We start from the raw sequence: 23,160 nt of genomic DNA, 5'->3' as shown, positions 1-23,160 counted from the left end.
CCGAGAAGCCCGCGGTCACCTCACCCGAGTACCCGAACCCCGAGGAGGTCTTCTGGGTCGACGGTGTCGGTGTCTACGGTCACTTCACGATGGACTCGCCGTCGGACGACGTCGTGTCGTACACCTACCACTTCCTGGGCGGCCCGTCCGGAACGGCCGCCGCCGAGAGACCGGGAGCGGCCGTGACCGTTCCCTACCTTCCGCTCTCGTCGGGACCCGCCTCCGTACAGGTCCGCGCCGTCGACCGGGCGGGCCGCAGCAGCGCGGAGACGACGTACCGCTTCAATGTGAAGGCGGGCCGCGCCCCCGTCGCGCACTGGAAGCTCGACGACCCGGCGGGCTCCCGTTCCGCGGCCGCAGAGACGGGCACCGCTGCCCGTGCGGGCACCGGGGTGACCTTCGGGGGTGCCGCTCCCGCCGGTACCGGAGCGACCGCCACCGCCGCCCTCGACGGCAGCGGCCACGGCTTCCTCACCCCGGACGTACCGGCCGTCACGCCCGGGAAGACCTTCGCGGTCAGCGCCTGGGCGCGACCCGCGCGGACCGACCGGAACATGACGGTCGCCAGCCAGGACGCGGGCGACACGGCGGCCTTCCGGCTCGGGCTGGCCAGCCGCGACTCCGGTCCCGTCTGGTCCTTCGCGATCGGCGGCACGCGGCTGTCGGGCGGCGCCCCGGAGACCGGTGAGTGGGCGCACCTGCTGGGACTCTACGACCAGGAGACGGGCACCGCGCGGCTGTACGTGAACGGGCGCCCCGTCGGTGACGCGGTGAAGGCCACGCCCTCCGCGACGAGCGGGGCGTTCCAGATCGGCCGTGCCCGTGGCACGTCGGGCTACCACGCGCGGTGGCACGGCAGCGTCGGTGAGGTGAGGGTGCACGACCGGGTGGTGGTGCCCGAGGAGGCGGAGGCACTTGCCTACCGGAAGCCCGCGCTGCTCGGCCGCTGGGCGCTGGAGAACGCGACCGACGGCGCGAGCCCGGAGCAGGGCGGCGGGACCCCGCTGAGGCTGGGTGCGGGCGCGACGATCCACCGCGCCACCGGTGACTCCTGCATCCCGGAACTGGACCCCGACTGCCCCTACGTCCCGCCCGCGCTGGTCGGCGACGGACACCTGCGGCTGGACGGCGAGACCGGACACGCCGTCGCCGAGGGCCCGGTGGTGGACACCGGGGACAGCTTCACCCTGGGTGTGGTCGTCCGGCTGGCGGACTCCGAACCGGCCCACCCGATGACGGTGCTGTCGCAGGCCGGGGAGAACACCGACGCCTTCAAGGTGCGCTACGAACCGAGCGAGCACGCCTGGCAGTTGGTCGTGCCCGTGCGTGACGAGGCGGATGCGCGCGAGGTCGTGGTTTCCCAGATCGAGGCCGCGGACGGTGGCGAGGGCCAGGGGCATCGCCTTGCCGTGGTCTACGACGACGCGGCCGACACGGTCAAGCTGTTCCTGGACGGCGTGACCAACGCCGACGCCACCGGCACTCTTCCCGACGGCTGGCACAGCTCGGGGGCCCTCCAGGTCGGCCGCTCCAAGGCCGGTGACGGCTGGGGAGAGTACCTGCACGGGGACGTGGACGAAGTCCAGGCGTTCTCAGGCGCGTTGAAGGACGATCGGATCGTCGCCCTCGGTACGGGAACGGACGTCTTCCTCGACTGACCGTCCGACGCGCCGGAAGCCACCCCGGTTTCCGGCGCGTCGGGTCACACTGGTGGTCGGCCTGACCGGTGACCGGGGGAGGGAACGGCTCATGGCGCGGGCGCGGTCCTCGACGCAGCAGGTGATCAGCGAGCGCAGCCGGCGCGCGTTCGTCGGACGGGACGCCGAACGCGCTCTGTTCCGGAACAACTTGGAGCACCCGCCGCAGGACGAGCGGCACACGTTCCTCTTCCACGTGCACGGCAACGCGGGCGTCGGGAAGACGTGCCTCGTGCGGGAGTGGGAGCGGATCGCGCGGGAGTGCGGGGCGCTCACCGTGTACGTCGACGAGGCCGTGGGCAGCGTGCCCGAGGCGATCGCGGCGATCAGCGACCGGTGCGCCCGGGAGGGGCACCGCCTCAAGGACCTCGACCGCCTGCTGGCCGCCCACCGCGAGCGGCGCCACGAGGCGGAGACGGCGGTCGCGGCGGCCCTCGGACCACAGGCCGGCCGGACCGCGGACACGCAGGGCCCGGACGCGGCGGCCCAGCCGTCGCAGCTGACCCTCGCGGCGACCCGGGCCGGACTCGTCGGCCTCGGCCTCCTGCCCGGCGTCGGCGCCTTCGCCGGAGCCGTCGACCCGGTCCAACTCGCCCAGAGCGCCGACCGGTTGCGGACGTCGATGGGCGGCAGGCCGCGCAACCAGGAGGACCTGCGGCTGGTCCTCGCCCCCGAGCAGGTCCTCACCCCCGTGCTGCTGGACGAACTGGCCGGGACCGCGGCCCGGGTGCCCTGGATCGTCCTCTTCTTCGACACCTACGAGCGCACCGCGCCCTTCCTCGACGGCTGGCTGCACGACATGCTCGGCACGGACCGCCACGGCGGAGCCCTGCCGGACAACGTCGTGGTCGTCACGGCCGGGCAGCGCCCCCTGGACACCGCACGCTGGAGCGGGCTCGCGGACTCCGTCAGGGACGTGCCGCTCGGGCCGTTCACCGAGACCGAGGCGCGCCTGCTGCTCGCCGGGCGGGACGTCGTCGCCGAACCGGTCGTGCGGGAGGTGCTGCGGCTCACCGGGCGGCTGCCGGTGCTGGTCTCCACCCTGGCCGCGAACCGGCCCGCCGCGCCGGACGAGGTGGGCGACCCCAGCGTCACCGCCGTCGACCGCTTCCTGAAGTGGGAGCGGGACCCCGTACGCCGGGCCGTGGTGCTGGCCTGCGCGCTGCCCCGGCGGCTGGACGCGGACGTGTTCCGGGCGGCGTCGGGCTGCGCGGACACCGAGGCCGACGCCCTGTTCGCGTGGCTGCGGGAGCTGCCGTTCGTCGGCGACGGTGGGAACGGCGTGCGGTACCACGACGTCGTACGGGCCCCGATGCTCCGCCTGGAGCGCCGCCGTTCACCGCGCGGCTGGACCGAGCGGCACACGCGGCTGGCCGGGACGTTCGGGCGGTGGCGCGGTGAGCTGGAGGCGGGCCCGGACGCCGGGCCGCCGTGGGCCGACGAGGAGTGGCGGGAGCTGCGCCTCGCGGAGTCCTACCACCTGCTGTGCGCCCGCCCCCGGGCCGCGCTCCCCGAGGTGCTGGCGGACACGGTCCGCGCGTGCGACCAGGGCGAGGCGGTGGCCGCGCGCTGGGCCCGGGCCCTGGCCGACGCGGGCGAGGACGCGGACGCCGTGGACGTGGCCCGCTGGGGACGCGACCTCACCGAGGCCCTCGCCGGACCCGGGGAGCCGGAGGGTACGGGCGAGGCGGCGGCCGGCGGCGAGGAGCGTCCGGACGCCGGTGTCGTCGCCGCACTGGGGCTGCTGCTGAACCGGGCCGGTCTCGGCCCGGCGGAGCAGGCGCTCGCCCGCACGGCACGCGGTGCGGCGCTGCGGCGGGCGGGGGCCCACGCCCGGGCGCTGACCGAGTACGACCGGGCGGTCGCCCTCGATCCGGGGCTGGCCCGCGCCCACCGGGGCCGCGCCCTGAGCCGGGGCGAACTGGGCGACTACGAGGGCGCGGTCGCGGACCTGGACCGCGCTCTGGCGCTGGCGCCGGACGACGGCCGGGCCTACGCGATGCGCGGCGAGTACCGGCGGATCCTGCACGCGTACGACGCCGCGGTCCGCGACCTGGACCGGGGGATCGCCCTGGACCCGGCCCGGGCCTTCGCGTGGGCGTCGCGGGGCGCCACTCGGCTGGGCATGGGCGAGCTGGACGAGGCGCTCGCGGACCTGGACCGGGCGCTGGAGCTGAGCCCGGAGTACGGCTGGGCGCTGGCCCGCCGGGCGCGGGTGTGGCGCGCCCGGGGCGAGCACGACCGGCAGCTGGCGGACCTCGACCGGGCCGTCCGGCTCCAGCCGGACTGGGCGTGGGGCGCCTGCGAGCGCGGCGACGCCCTGCGCGTCGCCGGGCGCCACGAGGAGGCGCTCGCGGACTACGACCGGGCGCTCGCCCTTGACGACGCGTACGCGTCGGCGTACGCGAGCCGCGGTGCCTGCCTGAGCGCCCTCGGACGGCACGCGGAGGCCCTCGCGGACCTGGACCGGGCGCTGGAGCTCAGACCGGGGTACGCGTGGGCGCTGGAGCGGCGCGAAGCCGTCCGCGACCGTCTGGCCGACGACGCGAGGTGACCCCCCCGGCCCGGGGGGAGGTCACGCGAGCCGCCCGTCCCCAAGGGCGGGCCGGTCAGCGGGCGAGCCGCTGTCCGAACAGGGCCTCCTTCTCCGGGGCGCCGAGCGAACCGGGGCTGAACGAGGCGATGTTGGTGGTCGTCGTGCCGGCCTTCGAGCCGCGCAGCACCCAGACCGCGCCGGAGTCCTTGTAGGTGCCGTCCTCCAGCGGGGCGGCCGCGACGAGGTCGGCCCGGTTGTTGGCGTTGACGTCGACGAGCAGGACCGTACGGCCGAAGTTGTCGCTCGTCTCGGACACGCCGGGGACGCCGGACGTGGACTGGTTGAAGGCCTGGGCGCCCGAACCGGTCAGACCGGACGCGCCGCCCTTGAGCAGGACCACCGCGCCCGCCTCGCGGACCGAGCCGATGTCCTCGCCGGGCACGCCGACCGCGATGTCCGGGTAGCCGTCGCCGGTCACGTCGCCCGCGGCCAGCGAGTAGCCGAACTGGTCCCCGAGGTTGCGGTAGTTGTCGCCGGCCTCGTCGGTGCCCGGGACGCCCGCCGTGTTCTGCGTGATTTTGGTGGTGCGCGTGGAGGGCCCGTTCGCCGAGCCGTAGACGACGCGGACCGCGCCCGCGTCGTAGTCCATCATCTCCGACACCTGGTCGACCTGGCGGGTCACGAAGTCCCCGTAGCCGTCCTGGTTCACGTCGGCCACGACACCGCCGACGGTGTAGAAGCCGGTGCTCTTGAACGTCGAGCTGAGCCCAGTCGAGGTCCCCTTGTAGTAGCGGGACTGGAACTGCATCTCCTCGAAGCCGTTCGTGGTGACGACGTCGTCCTTGCCGTCGCCGTTCATGTCCCCGACGGCCACGTCCTGGGGGCCCGACTCGTCCGCGATCTCCAGCGTGTCGGTGCGGGCGGGGACGCCGGCCCGGGTGATCGGGCCGAAGCGGACCTCCAGGTTGCCGTTGGCGTTGACGATCAGGTCGGCGTGGCCGTCCCCGTCGATGTCACCGGCGGCGACCCGGTAGGAGGGGTCGGGGAGCGCCACGGCGTCGCCGAGCCCGTGGGCGGAGCCCCAGAGCACCATCGGGGCGTAATAGCTGCCCACGGCCAGATCGGTGTAGCCGTCCCCGTCGAAGTCGCGGGCGGCGGTGCTGGTGCCGAAGGTCCCGTACTCCATGAGGTCGCCGGGCACACCGTCGGTGGCCTGCGTGATCAGCTGCGGGTGCGCGGTGTCGCTGCCCGCCGAGGAGCCGTACACGACGGAGACGGAGCCGGCCTGGTAGACGCCCGACACGGTGGCGTACGGGGCGCTGACCGCGAGGTCGGCGAAGCCGTCGCCGTTGAAGTCCACCACGGGGGTCTTCGGCGCGGCGGCGGCGGCCGGACCGGCGGACAGGACCAGGGGCGCGGTCAGCAAAGCGGCCAGCGCCGCGCACCGTGCGACGCCGCGACGGCTCTTGGGGTGAGGCACGAATGACTCCGAAAGTTGGGTCCGGATAGGTCTGTCGTTCATCTGGACCCGCGAGGGACCCGAACGGTTGTGGTGCGGGTGACGGATCGATCGGCTCTGCCCTGAACCGACCGTTCCCGTTCGATTACAGTGCTGAGCGATGCGGACCGGAGGAGGGCGTGGTGGGTGCGACATCCGGTGCCGTCTGGGGCCGCAGGGAGCAGCAGGACTTCCGGAGCCGGGTGCGCGGGACCCTGCTGGGGGCCGCCCTCGGGGACGCCCTGGGCGCTCCCCTCGACGCGCTGAGCCTGGAGGAGATCCGGACGGCGCACGGCGCGGCCGGAGCCGTCGATCTCGCCCCCGCGTACGGCCGACGCGGCTCGGTCACGCACCTCACCCAGCTCACGCTCTTCACCTTCGACGGACTGATCCGTGCGCAGGTGCGCCGCGACACCGGCGCCTGGCACCCGCCGACCGACCTGCACCGGGCCTACCGCCGCTGGGCCGCGACGCAGAGCGACTGGGGTCCCGACGAGCGCCGCAAGGACGACGGCTGGCTGGCCCGCGAGGAGTGGCTGTACGCCCGGCGCGCTCCGGCCCGCGCCTGCCTGCTCGGCCTGGGCGACGACACCATGGGCACGCTGGACGCGCCCAAGAACCCGGGGGAGCGGGGGGCCGAGGCCGCGGCGCGGTCCGCGCCCTTCGGGCTGCTCGTCGGCTGGGAGCCGCAGCTCGTGATGCAGCTGGCCGTGGAGTGCGCGGCGCAGACGCACGGGCACCCCGTGGCCTACCTGTCGGCGGGGGCGTACGCGGTCGTGGTGCACGCGCTGGCCCGCGGCGAGAGCCTGGACGCCGCCGTGCAGCGGGCGCTGGCGCTGCTCGCCGCGCGCCCTGGGCAGCAGCCCGTCACCGACGCGCTCCAGCACGCCCTGGGCGCCGTACGGCAGGGGATGCCGTCCCCGGGCAGGGTCGAGGAGCTCGCGGGTGAGGGGACGGCCGAGGGGCTGCTCGCGGTGGCCGTGTACAGCGCGCTGGTCGGCGAGGACGTGCGGCACGGGCTGTCCCTCGCCGTGAACCACGGCGGGCACTCGGGCGCGGCCGGCGCGCTGACCGGGGGGCTGCTCGGCGCCCTGCACGGCGAGACGGCCCTCCCGCCGGCCTGGCTGGCCGAGCTGGAGGGCCGTCCCACGATGCTGGTGCTGGCGGACGACTTCGCCATGGAGATGACCCAGGGGCCCGCGCTGCACGGGCCCGCCGGTTCGTCGCCGGGCTGGCTAGCCCGCTATCCGCGCGCCTGACCGGACGACCGCCGGCCGGGCGCCCGGTCAGTCCTTGACGGGCGTGCCCACCACCCCGTCCGCCGCCTGTGCCGGGGCGGGAACGGCGGCCGCCGCCGCTCCGGAGCCGTCGTCGTCCGTGTTGATGATCTCGATGAGGGCGTCGCGCTCGGGGGTGTCCTCGGGCTTGAGGAAGCCGATGAGGACGTAGAGGACGAGGGAGATCGCCATCGGCACGGAGACCTGGTACTCCAGCTTCACGTCGGTGCGCTGCGAGAAGTCCAGGTGGTAGTTCATCAGGAAGAACGCGATCAGTCCGCAGGCCCAGCTGGTGAGCGCCGCCGTCGGACCGGACTTACGGAACGGCCGGAGCAGGCCGAGGATGAACGGGATCGCGATCGGCCCCATGAGGCCGGCCACCCACTTGATGACGACCGTGATGATGTCCTTGAACGTGGGGGAGTTGACCTGTGTGGCCACCGCCATGGACAGGCCGAGGAAGGCGACCGTGGTGACGCGCCCGGCGATCAGTCCGGCCCGGGTGTCCCAGGCCCGCGCCGCCTTGGACAGCACCGGCATGATGTCCCGCGTGAACACGGCGGCGATCGCGTTCGCGTCCGAGGAGCACATGGCCATCGTGTGCGAGAAGAACCCGACGACCACGAGGCCCAGCAGGCCGTGCGGCAGCAGCTGTTCGGTCATCAGCCCGTAGGCGTCGGAGCCGTCCGGCTTCTCGGCCGTCACCAGAAGCGGGGACAGCCACATCGGGATGAAGAGGATGAGGGGCCACACGAACCAGAGCGCGGCGGAGAGGAACGCGGACCGCGTGGCCTCCTTGGCGCTGCCCGTCGCCATGTAGCGCTGGGCCTGGTTCCACATGCCGCCGTTGTACTCGAACAGCTTGATGAAGAGGTACGCGATGAAGAAGACGGTCATGTACGGGCCCGCGAAGCCGTTCGCGTGACCGTCCAGCTTCGGCGAGTCGAGCGCCTTGGACAGACCTCCCTGGTCGGAGATCTTGTTCAGCGCGATGACCAGCATCGCGACGCCGGCCAGCAACTGGATGACGAACTGGCCGAGTTCGGTCAGCGCGTCGGCCCACAGCCCGCCGATCGTGCAGTAGACGGCCGTGATGCCGCCGGTGATGAGGATGCCCTGGGTGAGCGAGACCCCGGTGAAGACGCTCAGCAGCGTGGCGATGGCGGCCCACTTGGCGCCGACGTCCACGATCTTCAGCAGGATGCCGGACCAGGCGAGCGCCTGCTGGGTCGGCAGGTTGTAGCGGTCCTTCAGGTACTCCAGCGGCGAGGCGACGTGCAGTCGTGAGCGCAGCCGGTTGAGCCGCGGCGCGAAGGCCTTGGCGCCGATCGCGATGCCGATGGCGATGGGCAGCGACCAGGTGACGTACGAGGTGATGCCGTAGGTGTACGCGATGCCGGCGTACCCGGTGAACATGACCGCGCTGTAGCCCGACATGTGGTGCGAGATGCCGGACAGCCACCACGGCATCTTGCCGCCCGCGGTGAAGAAGTCGCTGACGTCGTCCACGCGCTTGTGGGACCAGATGCCGATCGCGGTCATCACGCCGAAGTACGCGACCAGGACGGCCCAGTCGAGACCGTTCATGTGCCCCCTCCAGGGGTCCGCCTTTGAATCTGCAGATACCGGACGGCACTTCGCCAGTACGCATGGGTCCCCCGCCCGGGCGGAGCCGGGATCGTCGGGGGGCGGGCGGAGCCCCCGTGCGGGTGCGGGGACTTGGGGGATTGAACCGCCGGTTCGACCGGCCGGTCAAGCCCTAGTTGGTCATGGATATGAACACAGATCAGAAAGCAGAACGATTTTACTTGCTCTTGACCTGTAGGGATGTTGTCGTGCTCGTGACGTGAACCACACGATGAGCGGGCACTTCGCCAGACGGACCAGCGACAAGGAGACAGGCGTACGGGATGCGGGTCCCGTGCGGCCGGAACAGGAGCCGACAGCCGCGATCAGCGCATGAGTTCGCCGGCGTTCACGAGCAGGGACTGCCCAGTGATCGCCCGCGCCCTGTCGGACGCCAGGAACACCACGGCGTCCGCCACGTCCCCGTCCGTGGCCAGCTCGGGCAGCGCCATCCGCTCGGTCAGCCGCTCGCGCACGACCGACTCCGGCACGCCCTCGGTGTGCGCGGTGAACCGGACGTACGCCTCCACGGGCGGTCCCCACATCCAGCCCGGCAGCACGGTGTTGACCCGGATCCGGTACGGGCCGAGCTCCCGGGCGAGCGAGTACATCGCGCTCGTCAGGGCGCCCTTGGACGCCGCGTACGCAGCCTGGCGCACCTGCGTGGGGGCGGCCACCGACGACTGGGTGCCGATGACGACGACCGAGCCGCCGCCCTCCTTCAGCGCGGGCAGGCAGGCGCGGGTCATCCGCAGGGTGCCGAGCAGGTTCACGTCGATGACCGACTGCCAGGTGGTGAAGTCGGCGTCCTCCAGCCCCCCGAAGTAGCTGTCCCAGGCGGCCACATGGACCACGGCGTCGATCCGCCCGAACCGCTCCCGGGCCAGCGCCGCCAGCGCCTCACAGCTCGTCTCGTCGGTGATGTCCGTCGCCCGGTACGCCGTGTGGGCGCCGTCCGGGTCGAGCGCGGCGGCCGTCTTGGCGAGGTTCGCCTCCGTGCGTGCGCCGAGCACCGCGTTGCCCCCGTCGCGCACCACCGCCGCCGCGACCTGGTGTCCGAGCCCGGCGCCGACTCCCGAGACGACGACGGTCCTGCCCGCGAGCAGCGGCATCGGAGGCCTCCCGGCTCTGGCGCATTGTCTGACGGGGCGTCAGAGTATGGGCTGCCGACCGAGGAAGGAAGTCCCGCGCGGGACCGGCGCAGGAAAGGGGAGCGACATGAGCGAGGACACCCGCAGCGAGGTGTACGCGGAACTGGCCGCCCTCGGCCCGTACGGCGTCCACCCGGGCCACGCCCTGATCACGATGGTCGAACCGCACCCGGGCCACGAGCACGCCTACAACCGCTGGTACGAGGACGACCACTACTACGCCGGCGCGATGGCGATGCCCTGGATGTTCGCGGGACGCCGCTGGGTGGCGACCCGCGACCTCCAACTCCTGCGCCGACCCGAGAAGTCCGCCGTCGCCCAGCCCGTCACCGCCGGCTGCTACCTGTCCACGTACTGGGTCACCGAGGGCCGCTACGACGACCACATGCGGTGGACCGTCGGCATCAACAAGCGCCTGAACCGCGACCACCGGGTCTACCGGGAGCGCACCCACGTCTTCACCGCGTTCCAGGACCACGAGGCCACGGTCTACCGCGACGGCGCCTCGGGCCCCCGCGACTTCCACGCCCTCGACCACCCGTACGCGGGCCTGGTCCTTCAGGTCGTCGACACCGAATCCGCCGAGCAGCGCGCCGAGTTGCTGGACTGGCTGCGCGTCCGCCACCTCCCCGGGCGGCTGGCCGGCTCCCCGGCCGCCCTCGTCACCGTCTTCCGGCCGACCCCGCTGCCCGGCGACCGCATGACCTACGTCAAGCAGGTCGAGGGCGTCGACACCCGGCTGACCCTGCTGTGGTTCCTCGAAGCCGACCCACGGGAGTGCTGGGAGGCATGGTTCACGGGGCTGGACGACGAGGTGGCCGCGTCCGGGCTGGGACGGGTGGAGCTGCTCGCCCCCTTCGTCCCCACGGTGCCCGGCACGGACACCTACGTCGACCGGCTCAGGTAGCCGCCGCGGCCTCGGGAAAGGCCGAGCCCCCTCGGCCAGGACGGCGGGCCGGACGAGAGGGCTCTGTCGGTGGTGCGTATCCAGTTGGTCGGTGCGGTTGTGGGTGTCGGTGCATCAGGTGAGGTCGAAGGCTCCCCGTCCGACCTCCGTCACGAACGCGTTCCACGAGTTCGCGGGGAACGCCAGGGTGGGACCCTCGGGGACCTTGGAGTCCCGGACGGCCATCGCCGCGACGAGCGGGGACTTGACCTCGACGCACGCGCCGTTGCCCGTGGAGTACGAGGACTTCGTCCAGGTGTCCGTGGCGCCTTGCTGGATTGCCATTTTTGCTCCGGTAGCCAGTCGTTGAGTTGCTGTCACCGGGCTGCGGGGTCCTGGCGGAACCCGCGGGCCGGTTTGCGCCAACGTTGTTGCTCGATGGCGTGATCGACGCTACTCGCCAACATCGGTTGGCGAAGCGACTATTCACTCGACTGGATGGCATATTCCAGGGGGGTCTTCCATCCCGGTCCGGCGAAGGTGTACTGTTCCGCACCTTCACGCCGGAGGACCCCTCTCAGGGCGTCCCGGACCGTCTCCGGGACCGTTTCCAGGGCCGCCTCCGCGGCCCCGGCGCCGGACTCAGCGCGCGTAGTCCTTCGCGATGTCCGCGATGAACTGACGGGACTGCTCCACGTTCAGCGCCTGCGCGCGCAGGTGCTCGTACATGACGCTGTACTTCTGGACGTCGTTCGCCTTCTCCAGGTACAGGTCGCTCGTGACGCCCTCGATGTAGACGACGCTGGAGTCCGCCGCGTCCGGGAACTCCAGGATCGCGTACTGCCCGTTGAGACCGGGATGCGCGCCCATGTCGAAGGGGATCACCTGCACGGTGACGTGCGGCAGCTGCGACTGCTCGACCAGGTACTCCAGTTGGTCCCGCATCAGGGAGCGGTTGCCGACGGTCCGGCGCAGCGCCGCCTCGTCCAGCACGGTCCACAGGCGCAGCGGGTTGTCCGGCGCGGAGATTCGTTCCTGCCTGCGCAGGCGCACCTGTACGCGCTTGTCGATGTCGGCCGGGGCGGTCTCCGGCAGCGCGCCGGCGATCAGCGCCTCCGCGTACGGCCGGGTCTGGAGCAGGCCGGGGACGACCTGGGGGTCGTAGACGCGCAGGGACGCGGCGTCGGTCTCCAGGCCGATGTAGACGCTGTAGGGGATGTCGCCGAAGGAGTGCCACCAGCCCTGCTGGCGCGAGTCCTTGGCCATCTGCATCAGCGAGTCGACGATCCGGTGGTCGTCCACCTCGTAGACCCCGCACAGGTCGCGGACGTCGCGCTGGCTGATGCTGCGCCGCCCGTTCTCCAGGCGGCTGATCTTCGACTGCGAGACGAGCAGCCGCTCGGCCACCTCTTCGGCGGTCATGCCCTTGAGCTCGCGGAGCCGCCGCAGCTCCTGGCCCAGCCGGCGGCGCCGGACGGTGGGATTGACATTGGACGCCACGGGACGTGCACCTCCGGCTGCGTGCCTCTACTTTGCGTATCTGCTGTTGAGCAGACTGCCACCAAGGTGCTTTCTACCGCTGGGAAACAGTGGATATGCGCTGCGTACACGACAGTTCGGGACGAGCCCGGTCCCCGCGGCACCCGTACATGCGGCCGCGCGGGGCGGTGGGGCCGTGACGGGCGTCCTGGCGGACGGACGTACGGCCTCACCGCCCCGCGCGGACCGGCGGCTCCCGAACCGGGTCGTGTGGGGACTGCGGTGCGGCGCTGACGTGCTGGACGTGCGGAGGTGGTGCTGGTCGTGCCGGGTGCCGGGGTACTGCGGCTCAGTGGACCACGGCGCGCGCCATGGAACCGTGGCGCGGTTGCATCGGGACGCCCCTGGCGGGCTCCGGTGCGGACCTGACGCCGGCGGTGGCCGGACGGCCTGCCGGTGCCGGGCTGCGGCGTGGTTGTGCGCCCACGCCGTTCTGGACGTCCATGACCGCGTGTGCCACGAGGCCGCCCATGGGGTCGTGCCTGATCAGGTCCCGGAGCCTGGATCGGGACGATCGTCCCTCGTTCCCCGGGTAGAGGTGCTTGCCGAGACCGACCGCGTGGGCCAGTGCGGCGAGCGCCGCGGTCCGCGGGTCCGGCGGTACGCCGGTGCGGATCGCACTGTCCAGCCGGGCCCTGATCTCCCGGCTGATCTCCGTGTCCGTCGCCTGGTAGCGAGTCGTCGGAAGCACCCCGCACATCTGGCCGGCCACGGCATGGACCATGCCGCACCTCTCCAGATGCGAGAGATAGGTCTGGCGCAGCCCCAGGCGGGGTCCGCCAATCCAGTTGACCGCGCGTACGGGTGCTCCGCGTCGGCGAAGCAGTTCCAACGCACAGTCCAGTGTCGGATCTCCAGTCGGCCGTGGTGCCACCACGGCGATACGATCCCCGTCTGGGGCTATCCGTCCGGCCAGCGCCAGCTCCACTAGCTGTGCTCCGGCCAGACCGAGGTCGAGCGACTGCGGCTGTGCGGTGGTACCCGTGGTCGGGTCCAGCGCCAGCAACAGAAGCTCCTCCGGAAGTGTTCTGCGGCTCCTGCCCATCCATGCCTCCCCGCGTGGATGAATGACAGGGTGACCCCTCTCACATTGGTCTGTCGAGGGTGCGTGACCGCTTCGTAGTGGAACCGGTAGATATGTCGTTCTCGTCTACCGGTGTGGGCGGGCCCGCACACAGGACACTGGTACATGGTTCGGACAGCGGTGTCCGGCGGGCGGTTCGAGGGTTCACGGTTCGGTTGGGCGTCGCTGGGCGGCGCACGGAGGAGGCATCGGTGGCGGGCGAGTCCCCCGACAGGTCGAAGCAGCACGAGTCGTCGGCGTCGTCGGCAGAAGCGACGTCGGGGACCCCGGCCGCGGTTCCGGGTCCGACGCGGGGGTCGGCGTCGACCCCGGCCGACCCGCGGATGGCGGTGGCCCGTGAACGGGCCGCCACGGTACGGGTCGACCAGGCGACGGCGGTCTTCTCGACCCGGGCGCTGAAGGAGGCCGAGCGGTCCGAGGGCGCTTCGGAGGCGCCCGGAGCCCCGGAGAGCGCCTCTGAGGCGGTTCCGGAGCCGGCGGGGCCCGCGGAGTCCGCGGCTCCGGCGGAGGCCGGCGAGAAGGGCCCCTCGGGGGACGCGCGGCTGCGGGCCGCGGTCGCCGCGTGGGTGGCGACCGCGGACGACCCCGCGGACGCGGACACCCCGGAGACCCCGGAGACCCCCGACACGGATGCCTTCGGCGAGGACGCCTCCGGCGAGGACACCTCCGCCGAGCCCGCCGCCGACGAGCGCGGTGCCGACAAGACCGCCGCCGCCCGTGCCGCGGAGGCGGCCGTCGCGGACGCGAAGACCGCCGTCGCCCCGGGGGACGTCGAGGACACCGACACGCCCGAGGACGCGAAGGCATCCGGGGACGCCGAGGCCGCCGTCGCGCGTGCGGACGCGAAGGGCACCAAGGCTCCCGGACCCGCCAAGGACCCGAGGAGTGCGGCGACGCCCGTCGCTCCGCAGGACGCCAAGGGCGCCGAGACGCCCGAGGACGCCGAGGCTCCCGAGGACGCCAAGGCCTCTGCGGATGCGAAGGCTCCCGGAGACGCAAAGGCTCCCGAGGACGCCAAGGGTCCGAAGGCCGCCGGGACGGCTGTAGTCCCCGAGGACGCGAAGGTCTCCGGAGACCCGAAGGCTCCCCGGGACGCCGAGGCTCCCAAGGGTGCCGGGACCGCCGTGGCCACCGAGGACGCGAAGGTCCCCGAGGACGCCAAGGGTGCCGGGGAGGGCGGGGACGACGGGCCCCGGGTCGACCAGGCCACCGCCGTCTTCAAGGCCGTACGCCCGACCGCCCCGCCCGTGGACCAGCCCACGACCATGCTGAAGCTGGGCGACGCCAGGCCGGGAACCCCGACCGGCAAGTCCGGTGCGAAGCCGGAGACCGCGTCCGGGGCGAAGCCCGCCGCGGCAGCGGGCGCCAAGCCCGCCACCGAACCCGGTACGAAGCCGGAGACCGCGTCCGGCACGAAGCCCGCCACCGAACCCGGCGCCAAGCCCGCCACCGAACCCGGCGGCAAGCCGGGTGGTGCCCCCTCGGGGGAGCCCCCGGCCGAGCGGACCAGCAAGTTCGTGGCGCTGAAGCCGCTGGACGAGCCCCCGGCCGCGAAGCCCCGCGCGGCGTCCGCACCGGCGACGGCGAAGCCCCCGGTCGCCCCGGCGGAGGCCACCGCGGCCGTCCCGCAGGTGGGCCCGGAGCGGACCACGCAGCAGCCGCTGCCGCCCAAGCCCCCGCTGGACCTGCTCGCCGAGCTGACGAACACGCCGCCGCCCCCGGAGACCCCGGTCCGCACGATCGTGCGGCGGTTCAAGATCTGGACCCCGCTGGTCCTGCTGCTCGCCGTCGTCTTTGCGGTAGCACAGGCCGTACGGCCGCTCCCGGCGCCGGGCCTCGCGCTCACCGCCGACGAGACGCACACCTTCGAGGGTGGCGACCTCGACCTGCCGTGGCCGGGTCAGGGCCAGTCGGCCATCGAGGTCGAGGGCGTCGGCAGCCTCGGCACCGACGGCAAGCAGAAGCCCGCCCCCATCGCGAGCGTCGCCAAGATCATGACGGCGTACGTGATCCTGGAGGAGCACCCCCTCAAGGGGAACGAGGGCGGCCCGCAGATCACCGTCGACCAGAAGGCCGAGGACGAGTCCAAGAACGAGGACGAGTCGACGGCCGCGGTCTCCAAGGGCCAGAAGTTCACCGAGCGCCAGCTGCTCCAGATGCTGATGATCCCGTCCGGGAACAACGCGGCCCGGCTGCTCGCCCGTTGGGACTCCGACAGCGAGACCTTCGTCGGCAAGATGAACGCCGCGGCGAAGAAGCTGGGCATGTCGAAGTCGACGTACACGGACCCGAGCGGTCTGGAGAAGACGACGGTGAGCACCGCCACCGACCAGCTCAAGCTGGCCAAGGCGGTCATGCAGAAGGACGTCTTCCGGACCATCGTCGGCATGGCCAGGGCCGACATCCCCGGCCTGGACAAGCCGATTTACAACAACAACGACCTGCTGGTGAAGCAGGTCGGCGTGATCGGCCTCAAGACCGGCTCGTCGACCCCCGCGGGCGGCAACCTGGTGTGGGCGGCCACCAAGACGGTCGACGGCAGGACGCAGACCGTGTACGGCGCGGTCCTCGGCCAGAACGCCGGTACGGGCCGGGTCTGGGACAGCCTCCAACTGGCCCTCACCAACAGCCAGAAGCTCATCGACAAGGTCCAGCAGGGCCTGACCTCCGCCACGGTGGTGAAGAAGGGCGATGTCGTCGGGTACGTGGACGACCGGCTCGGCGGCAGGACCCCCGTGGTCGCCACCAAGAACCTCAAGGCGGTCGGCTGGCCGGGGCTGCGCACGAAGCTGTCGATCGGCCCCGGCAAGGAGAGCGTCCCGCACACCGGGAAGGCCGGCACGGTCGTCGGCGAGCTGACGGTGGGCGACGGTTCCGACCACGCGGTGGACATCCCGGTCGCACTGCAGTCGGACCTCGCCGAACCGGGCTTCGGCGCCAAGCTGACGCGGGTGACCTGACACGGTCGGACGGCCCGGACGTTCACCCGTCCGGGCCTGCCCGGCGCCCGCGCCCGAGCACGGGCGGACGTACGCCGGGGTGAGGCCCGCGGAGCACCGCGCACGCACCGTGCCCGCCGGGCAGCGGCCCACCCGGGCGCTCCCCGGCGGGGTGCGTGCTAGCGTCGCGAACCGGGGCGGGTCGTGGGCCGTGGGGTCCCGGCCGAGAATGCGGAACGGGACACGGGGAGTGCCTTCAGGTGGCCACAGCGGAGCCGACACACGCCGACGACGCCAAGCCGGACCCAGACTCCGGCCCGCGAATACCGCTGTCCGCCGACCGTCAGGACCGGCCCGGCGCGGACGCCGGTCCCACCCGGGACACCGCTCCCGCGACCCCCGAGCCCGCTCCCGAGGCGGCCTCCGACCCGGCCCCCGGGTCCGCTCCGGCCGGCCCGTCCGGCGGCCGTCTCGACTTCGCGCTGCGGCACCCCGTCGCCCTCATGACCCTGCTCGCCGGGGTCCTCCATCTCGTCTGGTTCTTCACGTTCGCCAACAGTGGCGGGGACCTCGCGGCCCAGGACGCGTGGGCCGAGTTCGTGGGCCGGCACCCCGACTCGGCGTACAACCTGGCCTGGTACGGCGGCATGCACCCGGTGTCGTACAGCGTGGTGTCGCCGTATCTGATGTCCGTGCTCGGTGTGCGGACGACGATGATGATCGCCGGGACGGTCTCGGCCGCGCTGCTCACGATGATCCTGATCCGCAGCCGGGCGGTGCGGAACCCGCTGTGGCCCGCGCTGGCGGGCGTCTTCGCGCTGCTGTGCAACGCCGCGTCGGGCCGGGTGACCTTCGGCCTCGGCATGGTGTTCGGGCTCGGCGCCACCGCCGTCGTCTTCTGCTGGCCCCATCGCTGGCGCTACAAGCGCTGGGCGAAGGCCCTCTGCGCGGCTCCGCTCGCCGCCCTCGCGACCGCCGCCTCGCCCGTCGCCGGTCTCTTCGTCGGACTGGTCGCCGTCGCCCTCTTCCTCCAGAAGCGGCGCCCCGGCGCGTGGGCGCTGGGCATCGCCCCGGCCCTCGTGGTGGCGGTGTCCGCCTGGCTGTTCCCGTTCTCCGGGACCCAGCCGATGGGCTTCGGCTCGGTCGTGCTGCCGTTCCTCTCTGCCGTCGGCGTCTTCGCGCTGGTGCCGAAGGAGTGGAAGACGGTACGGATCACCTCGGCGGTGTACGGGCTCTCCGTGCTGCTGGTCTGGCTGATCAACTCCCAGATCGGCTCCAACATCACGCGTCTCGCGATGCTCTTCACCGGGGTCGCGCTGATCGCCGCGCTGCCGTTCACGGCACCGCGCAGCCGCAAGTGGTACGCGATCGTCCTGGCCTCCGCGGTGTTCACCGGCTGGATCGGCTTCAAGTCGGTCGACGACATCGTGCACACCACGCCCACGGCATCCTGGGCCCGCGAACTGGCGCCCCTGGTGAACGAGCTCCAGGAGGTCGGCGCCGAGCGGGGCCGCGTCGAGGTCGTCCCGGCGCGCTCGCACCGCGAGGCCTCGGCGCTCGCCCCGTACGTGAACCTCGCCCGCGGCTGGAACCGGCAGGCGGACATGGAGCGCAACCCGCTCTTCTACGACGACACCCTCAACTCGGCGAACTACCACGAGTGGCTCCAGCGCTGGGCCGTGCACTACGTGGTGCTGCCCAAGGACGAGCCGGACGGCGACGGCGGCGAGCGCGAGCGGGAACTGGTCCAGCGGGGCATGCCCTACCTGAAGCAGATCTGGGGCGACGCGAACTGGCAGCTTTTCGAGGTGACCGACCCGACGCCGCTGGCCGACCCGCCGGCCGTCGTGGACCGGGCCGAGCAGGGCGAGCTGACGATCGAGGTGCGCAAGCCGGGCCGGGTGCTCATCCGGATCCCGTACTCCCCGTGGCTGGGGCTCGTCGACGCCGAGGGCCGGAGCATCAAGGCGCCCAAGGAGACGGAGGAGTCCAAGCACCGGGAGGAAGGGACGCCGAAGTCCTTCGACAACGTCCACGGCTGCCTCATGGAGGCCGAGGAGGACGCCGCCGGCGACAAGTGGACGGAACTCCTGGCCCCGTCCCCGGGCACCTACCGCCTGGCGGCCCCTTACCAGCTCCCCCGAGGCACCCCGTGCCCGGAGGAACTCCGCTGACCCGAATCGCCTTTCCGCGGTTCGGGGAGCGGAGCCCCGGGGCCGAAATTCAGCCCCTCCAGCGTTTGAGGAGCGGGTTCCGGGGCGGAGCCCCGTGTCGGGACGGGCAGGGGCGGAGGGGGCGAAGAACTCCGGCGTCACGTCACCCCGGGGTCACCGGACGTCACGGGGCGACGGAGTCACCGGCACCGGTCCCACCGTCCCCACGGGGAATGACAGGAAACGCCACGTCACACACCGCGTCCTCGGGCCCCGCCGAGTCCCAGTCGGCGAAATACACCTCCCGGCAGGGACCCCCGTACTCCAGCCCCCGCTCCCGCATCCACACCTCGACCGCCTCGAACGCGGCGAGAATCTGCGGATAGGCGACCTGCGCCTTGGTGATCCGGGCGTACGCGAGCCGCCGGGCGGGCTCGACCCGCACCCGCGTCCCCCAAGCCCGCCCGTGCCGCTCCGCCCACTCCCGAGCGGCCCCCTCGTCCGCCACGGGCACGCAGGACTCGACGGGCCCGTCGCTCTCCTGCGACACCTCGGAGTGGTAGACGACGAACGGCGCCGCGACCACCCCGCCGCACGCGCGCGCCCCCTCCTCCAGCCGCCCGAGCGACGCCCCGATCCACGCGGGCAACTCGTCGGCGAGCGTGTGCCGCGTCTGCGTGAGCACCACCCGCTCGGGTACCTCCACCGTCTCGACCACGAACGTTCCGTACATCTCGGAATCCCTTCCCGACAGCCGTCCACGGAGGTACGCGGCGAGCGTCCGCTGCGAGGCGAACCGCTCCTCGGCGTCGGCCCAGTACGCGGCGAGCCGCTCCGACCCCTCGGCCCCGTCCGCCTCGACGACCTCCGCGATGCGCGCGAGCGGCATGTCGAGGCGGCGCAGCAGCGCGACCGTACGGGCCCGCTCGGCCTGGTCGGCGCGGTAGTAGCGGTAGCCGCTGACCTCGTCGACGTGCGCCGGGGTCAGCAGTCCGAGCCGGTCGTACAGCCGCAGCGCCTTCGGCGAGAGCCGCGCGCGGGCGGCGAACGCGCCGATCGTGAGCAGTTCCTGGGGCACGGGCCTGTCCTCCGTCACCGGGCGCCCTCCGCCCGGTGGGAGCACGATGACCCCTGCCCCAGGGGCAAGGTCGACACGGCGGACACGACGGAGGGCGCGAGGGCTACGCGGGCCACTAGGGCTACGGCAGGGCCTTCTCCACCGCGGCCACCAGCTCGGGCGACTCCGGCTCGGTCTGCGGCGAGAACCGCGCGAGCACCTCGCCGCCGGGCCCGACCAGGAACTTCTCGAAGTTCCAGCGGATGTCCCCGGTGTGGCCCTCGGCGTCCGCGGTGTCCACCAGCAGCCCGTACAGCGGGTGCCTGCCGTCGCCGTTCACCTCGGCCTTCTCGGTCATCGGGAAGGTCACGCCGTACGTGGCCGAGCAGAACTCGGCGATCTCCTCGGAGGACCCGGGCTCCTGCCCGAGGAACTGGTTGCAGGGCACGCCGAGCACGGTGAACCCCTGGTCCGCGTACCGCTCGTGCAGCCGCTCCAGACCCGCGTACTGCGGGGTGAGCCCGCACTTGGAGGCGACGTTCACGACGAGGACGGCCTTGCCGCGGTACTGGGAGAGGTCCGCGGAACCGCCCTGGAGGGCGCCGATCTCCACGTCGAACACAGAATCGAAAGTGTCAGGAGTAGTCATCCTGGGATGCTAGCCCCGCCAGGTGACACGTCCGCACCCGCCGGGGGTCAGCCCTCCCGCTGGGCCCGCACGAGGACCTCACCCGCGGGCGTCCGCCAGTACAGCACCGACCGCCCCGCCCGCCGCCGCTCGACCAGCCGCGCGTCCAGCAGCACCCGCAGATGGCGCCCGACCGAACCGAGTCCCTGCCCGGTCACCGCGACCAGCTGGCTCGTGCTCATCGGGGAGCCGAGCAGGACGAGGACACCCGCCCGGGCCGGGCCGAGCAGCCCGCCCAGGCTCTCCGGCACCGACGCGGACCCCGTCCGCACGAGCGCCCCCGAGCACGGGTACACGACGGCGTACCGGTGCGGCTCCTCCCACGACACCCAGCCGTGCCGCTGCGCCGTGATGGGCACGAAGAACAGCTCGGCGCCGGAGATCTCGCGGGGCGGGTACTCGTGGCGGTTGACCTGGAGCCGGTTCTCGCCGAGCCAGCGTGTCCCGGGCCGCAGCGTGTCCAGCGCCGCGGCCCACCCGCCCTGGCCGAGCTGCGCCGTGCGGGAGACGACGTCGGCCTCCAGGACGCGCCGGCGACGCTCCCAGTACGGGCGTACGGCCTCGGTCCACACGTAGGTGAGCAGGTCGGCCGCGCGCGCGGGCAGGTCGTCCCGCTCCAGCGCGGCCGGCAGCGGACCGCGCAGCGCCGTCCGGAGGTGGGCGCGCGCCGCCACCGGCGACGCCTCCCGCACCCGTACGACCTCGTCCTCGAAGTCCTCGGCGTCCCCGGACAGCCCGCCCGCCCTCGCCGTGCCCGCCCCGGACGCTGGGGAGCGCCCGGCGGCCCGCCCCCGGGGCGTCGGCGTCAGGAAGTCGGCGATCCACTCCGGGCCGAGTCCGGAGCGGACGAGCAGCGCGGTGACGGGATCGGCGGCCAGCCGCTCCCGGTACGCGGGCAGATGGGCGTCCAGCCAGGCGTGCTCACCGGGGTGCGCCCCCACGCCCGCGTGCAGGACCTTCAGGGAGCCGAAGGTCTCGGCCAGCGGCGACAGCACGAAACGGCTCCCGGCCAGGGTGTCGGCGTTCACCTGCCACCAGCCCACGCCCGCCCCCGTCCCGTCGGTTTCGCCCAGGCGCGAAACAGTAACGGCCTGCCCGGGGCCCGTCCCAGACTCCGCCCATGCGCACCTACTCCGACCTCTTCCGCACCCCGGAGTTCACCCCGCTCTTCCTGGCCTGCGCGCTCAGGTCGGCGGGCCAGACGGTCAGCGGACTGGCCCTCGGCACACTCGTGTACGAGGCCACCGACTCGCCGCTGCTCTCCGCCCTCAGCATGTTCGGCCCGTCGCTGGCCCAGGTGCTCGGCGCGACCACGCTGCTCTCGGCGGCGGACCGGCTGCGGCCCCGCGCCACCCTGACCGGCATCGCACTCGCCTTCGCGGCCGGTACGGCGGTCCTGGCGATCCCCGGACTCCCGGTGTGGGGCGCCCTCGTGCTGGTCTTCGGCCTCGGCCTGGTCGCCTCGCTCGGCGGCGGCGTCACCTGGGGCCTGCTGAACGAGATCCTGACCAGGGACGGTTACCTGCTGGGCCGCTCCGTCTTCAACATGATGAACGGCCTCACCCAGATCCTGGGGTACGCGACCGGCGGAGTCCTGGTGGCCGTGCTCTCGCCGCGCAGCACGCTGGCCGTCGCCGCCGGGCTGTACCTGGTGACGGCGCTCGTCTCCCGCCTCGGGCTGAGCCGCCGCGAGCCCCGGACCGCGGGCCGCCCCTCCGTGCGGGAGACCTGGCGCACCAACGCCCGGCTCTGGTCGTCCGGCCCGCGCCGGCGCGTCTACCTGCTCCTGTGGATCCCCAACGGCCTGGTCGTCGGCTGCGAATCCCTCTTCGTCCCGTACGCCCCGGCCCACGCGGGCCTGCTGTTCGCCATGGGGGCCCTCGGCATGCTCGTCGGGGACGTGACGGTCGGCCGCTTCCTGCCGCCCCGGGTGCGCGCGCGGCTCGGCATCCCGTTCCTGCTCCTGCTCGCGGGCCCGTACCTGCTCTTCGTACTGCGCCCGGGGACGGCGGTGGCGGCGGCCTGTGTCGCCGTGGCCTCCGTGGGCTTCGGCGCGAGCCTGATCCAGCAGGAACGGCTGATGGCGCTCACGCCGGACGAACTGAGCGGTCACGCCCTCGGACTGCACTCCTCGGGCATGGTCACGATGCAGGGAGTGAGCGCGGCGCTGGCGGGCACGGTTGCCCAACTGACCTCGGCGGCCACGGGGATGACGGTGATGGCCGCCGCGTCGGTCGCGGTGACGCTCGCCCTGTCAGCCGCGGGCAAGCGTGAGGAACGCCGTCCAGGTGGCGGGCGCGACCCGGAAGACCGGACCGTCGGGGGTCTTCGAATCGCGGACGTGGACGGCTGAGGGGAGGGTGGCGACCTCCAGGCAGGCGCCGCCCTGATCGCTGCTGTAGCTGGACTTGAACCACTGCAGTTCCGTGCTCATCGCTCTCCTAGCAAACGGTCCAACAGGCTTTTCGTCTCATGGGCGTTGAGGGCCTGTGTCCGCAGCATCGCATACCTGTGCTCCAGAGAGGACACCTCATTGGGGCTGGCGGTGATGCGGCTACCGTGCGGGGCCTCGGTGTAGGCGAGGCGCTGGTGATCGGGTGTCTCGAGGAGGATGAACGGCCCCGGGAGACCGGCATGGAACTCGCGTCCGACCGGCATGACCTGGAGGGTGGTGCCGGGCGTGACGACCCACTCCCGCAAGCGGCGCAGCTGCTCGAAGTACACCTCGCTCCCACCGAGGCGGTCCATCAAGGTCACCTCGGAGAAGATGAAGCTCGCCGTGGGCGGCACCTTGCGATGCAGGATCTCCTGGCGTGCCAGGCGGGCGCCGACGCGCAACTCGATCTCGTCCTCCGTCAGGGCGGGAACGTCATTGCGAAGGACGGCGCGGGCGTAGGCCTCGGTCTGAAGCAGTCCCGGCAGGACCTGATTCTCGTACCAGGAAAGCGCGATGGCCTCTCGCTCCAGATCCATGTACTCCTCGGCCCAGCGGGGGAACAGGTCCACCTCGGGCATGTGCTCCAGGGCGG

17 protein-coding genes and 1 pseudogene are annotated in these 23,160 nt (G+C 72.8%); 7 read left to right on the top strand and 11 right to left on the bottom strand.

Going from position 1 to position 23,160, the window contains the following annotated elements:
* Positions 1–89: 89 nt before the first annotated feature.
* Together ACFYQQ_RS22610 and ACFYQQ_RS22605 are read left to right on the top strand one after the other, a co-directional pair.
* Positions 90–1,658 carry a LamG domain-containing protein gene (locus ACFYQQ_RS22610; protein WP_355789027.1) on the top strand — a complete coding sequence of 523 codons (1,569 nt, stop codon included), beginning with the start codon at positions 90–92 and terminating at the stop codon, positions 1,656–1,658.
* A gap of 91 nt (positions 1,659–1,749) precedes the next feature.
* Positions 1,750–4,251, top strand: a complete 2,502-nt coding sequence (locus tag ACFYQQ_RS22605; RefSeq protein WP_388905011.1) for a tetratricopeptide repeat protein — start codon at positions 1,750–1,752, stop codon at positions 4,249–4,251.
* Between the two features lie 55 nt (positions 4,252–4,306).
* Here ACFYQQ_RS22605 and ACFYQQ_RS22600 read toward each other — a convergent pair whose 3' ends face one another.
* A complete protein-coding gene (locus ACFYQQ_RS22600; RefSeq protein WP_356163903.1) occupies positions 4,307–5,713 on the bottom strand; it encodes an FG-GAP-like repeat-containing protein in 1,407 nt (468 codons plus the stop codon).
* 161 nt (positions 5,714–5,874) lie between these two features.
* On the opposite strand from ACFYQQ_RS22600, the gene ACFYQQ_RS22595 reads away from it, so the two are divergent.
* Entirely contained in the window at positions 5,875–6,990 is a 1,116-nt protein-coding gene (locus tag ACFYQQ_RS22595) for an ADP-ribosylglycohydrolase family protein (protein WP_356163904.1), read from the top strand.
* A 27-nt stretch (positions 6,991–7,017) separates the two neighbouring features.
* On the opposite strand, the gene ACFYQQ_RS22590 is transcribed toward ACFYQQ_RS22595, so the two are convergent.
* Positions 7,018–8,595, bottom strand: coding sequence for a sodium:solute symporter family protein (locus ACFYQQ_RS22590; protein ID WP_356163905.1), 1,578 nt, complete (start codon positions 8,593–8,595; stop codon positions 7,018–7,020).
* Positions 8,596–8,960: 365 nt separating this feature from the next.
* Positions 8,961–9,746 carry an SDR family oxidoreductase gene (locus ACFYQQ_RS22585; protein WP_355785464.1) on the bottom strand — a complete coding sequence of 262 codons (786 nt, stop codon included), beginning with the start codon at positions 9,744–9,746 and terminating at the stop codon, positions 8,961–8,963.
* A 106-nt stretch (positions 9,747–9,852) separates the two neighbouring features.
* Between ACFYQQ_RS22585 and ACFYQQ_RS22580 the strand changes: the two genes are divergently transcribed.
* On the top strand, positions 9,853–10,692 hold the full coding sequence (locus tag ACFYQQ_RS22580) for a hypothetical protein (RefSeq protein WP_355785461.1): 840 nt from the start codon (positions 9,853–9,855) through the stop codon (positions 10,690–10,692).
* Between the two features lie 114 nt (positions 10,693–10,806).
* Here the strand turns inward: ACFYQQ_RS22580 and ACFYQQ_RS22575 are convergent, their stop codons facing one another.
* From ACFYQQ_RS22575 to ACFYQQ_RS22565, 3 genes are all read right to left on the bottom strand, one after another.
* Positions 10,807–11,016 (bottom strand): DUF397 domain-containing protein, encoded by a 210-nt coding sequence (locus tag ACFYQQ_RS22575; RefSeq protein ID WP_355785459.1) that lies wholly within the window; start codon positions 11,014–11,016, stop codon positions 10,807–10,809.
* A gap of 297 nt (positions 11,017–11,313) precedes the next feature.
* Positions 11,314–12,171 (bottom strand): helix-turn-helix transcriptional regulator, encoded by an 858-nt coding sequence (locus tag ACFYQQ_RS22570; RefSeq protein ID WP_355785456.1) that lies wholly within the window; start codon positions 12,169–12,171, stop codon positions 11,314–11,316.
* A 328-nt stretch (positions 12,172–12,499) separates the two neighbouring features.
* Positions 12,500–13,255: a GPP34 family phosphoprotein gene (locus ACFYQQ_RS22565; protein WP_355785452.1), complete on the bottom strand. Its 756-nt coding sequence runs from the start codon at positions 13,253–13,255 to the stop codon at positions 12,500–12,502.
* A gap of 230 nt (positions 13,256–13,485) precedes the next feature.
* Between ACFYQQ_RS22565 and ACFYQQ_RS22560 the strand changes: the two genes are divergently transcribed.
* Together ACFYQQ_RS22560 and ACFYQQ_RS22555 are read left to right on the top strand one after the other, a co-directional pair.
* The gene (locus ACFYQQ_RS22560; RefSeq protein ID WP_388905010.1) at positions 13,486–16,254 is read left to right on the top strand and encodes a serine hydrolase; all 2,769 of its coding nucleotides are present in this window, start codon (positions 13,486–13,488) and stop codon (positions 16,252–16,254) included.
* A gap of 239 nt (positions 16,255–16,493) precedes the next feature.
* On the top strand, positions 16,494–18,407 hold the full coding sequence (locus ACFYQQ_RS22555) for an MFS transporter (RefSeq protein WP_355783524.1): 1,914 nt from the start codon (positions 16,494–16,496) through the stop codon (positions 18,405–18,407).
* 163 nt (positions 18,408–18,570) lie between these two features.
* Here ACFYQQ_RS22555 and ACFYQQ_RS22550 read toward each other — a convergent pair whose 3' ends face one another.
* The 3 genes from ACFYQQ_RS22550 to ACFYQQ_RS22540 form a co-directional block, all read right to left on the bottom strand.
* On the bottom strand, positions 18,571–19,482 hold the full coding sequence (locus ACFYQQ_RS22550) for a MerR family transcriptional regulator (protein WP_355783527.1): 912 nt from the start codon (positions 19,480–19,482) through the stop codon (positions 18,571–18,573).
* Between the two features lie 103 nt (positions 19,483–19,585).
* Positions 19,586–20,092, bottom strand: coding sequence for a glutathione peroxidase (locus ACFYQQ_RS22545; protein ID WP_355783530.1), 507 nt, complete (start codon positions 20,090–20,092; stop codon positions 19,586–19,588).
* 47 nt (positions 20,093–20,139) lie between these two features.
* Positions 20,140–21,174: an ArsR family transcriptional regulator gene (locus tag ACFYQQ_RS22540; protein ID WP_355783533.1), complete on the bottom strand. Its 1,035-nt coding sequence runs from the start codon at positions 21,172–21,174 to the stop codon at positions 20,140–20,142.
* Between the two features lie 77 nt (positions 21,175–21,251).
* Here ACFYQQ_RS22540 and ACFYQQ_RS22535 point away from each other — a divergent pair, with 77 nt between their 5' ends.
* Positions 21,252–22,484 (top strand): MFS transporter, encoded by a 1,233-nt coding sequence (locus ACFYQQ_RS22535; protein WP_355783535.1) that lies wholly within the window; start codon positions 21,252–21,254, stop codon positions 22,482–22,484.
* Here the strand turns inward: ACFYQQ_RS22535 and ACFYQQ_RS22530 are convergent.
* Together ACFYQQ_RS22530 and ACFYQQ_RS22525 are read right to left on the bottom strand one after the other, a co-directional pair.
* Positions 22,455–22,565, bottom strand: a pseudogene (locus tag ACFYQQ_RS22530) (DUF397 domain-containing protein); the annotation flags it as partial. The gene ACFYQQ_RS22535 and the pseudogene ACFYQQ_RS22530 overlap by 30 nt on opposite strands.
* The coding region (locus tag ACFYQQ_RS22525) for a DUF5753 domain-containing protein (RefSeq protein ID WP_388905009.1) at positions 22,562–23,160 on the bottom strand (599 nt) is incomplete at its 5' end. The pseudogene ACFYQQ_RS22530 and the gene ACFYQQ_RS22525, both read right to left, overlap by 4 nt.

The sequence above is a fragment of the Streptomyces sp. NPDC005496 genome, from assembly GCF_042872045.1.
Classification (GTDB): Bacteria; Actinomycetota; Actinomycetes; order Streptomycetales; family Streptomycetaceae; genus Streptomyces.
Note: the sequence above shows the minus strand (reverse complement) of the source record. Positions and strands in the feature narration are given on the sequence as shown.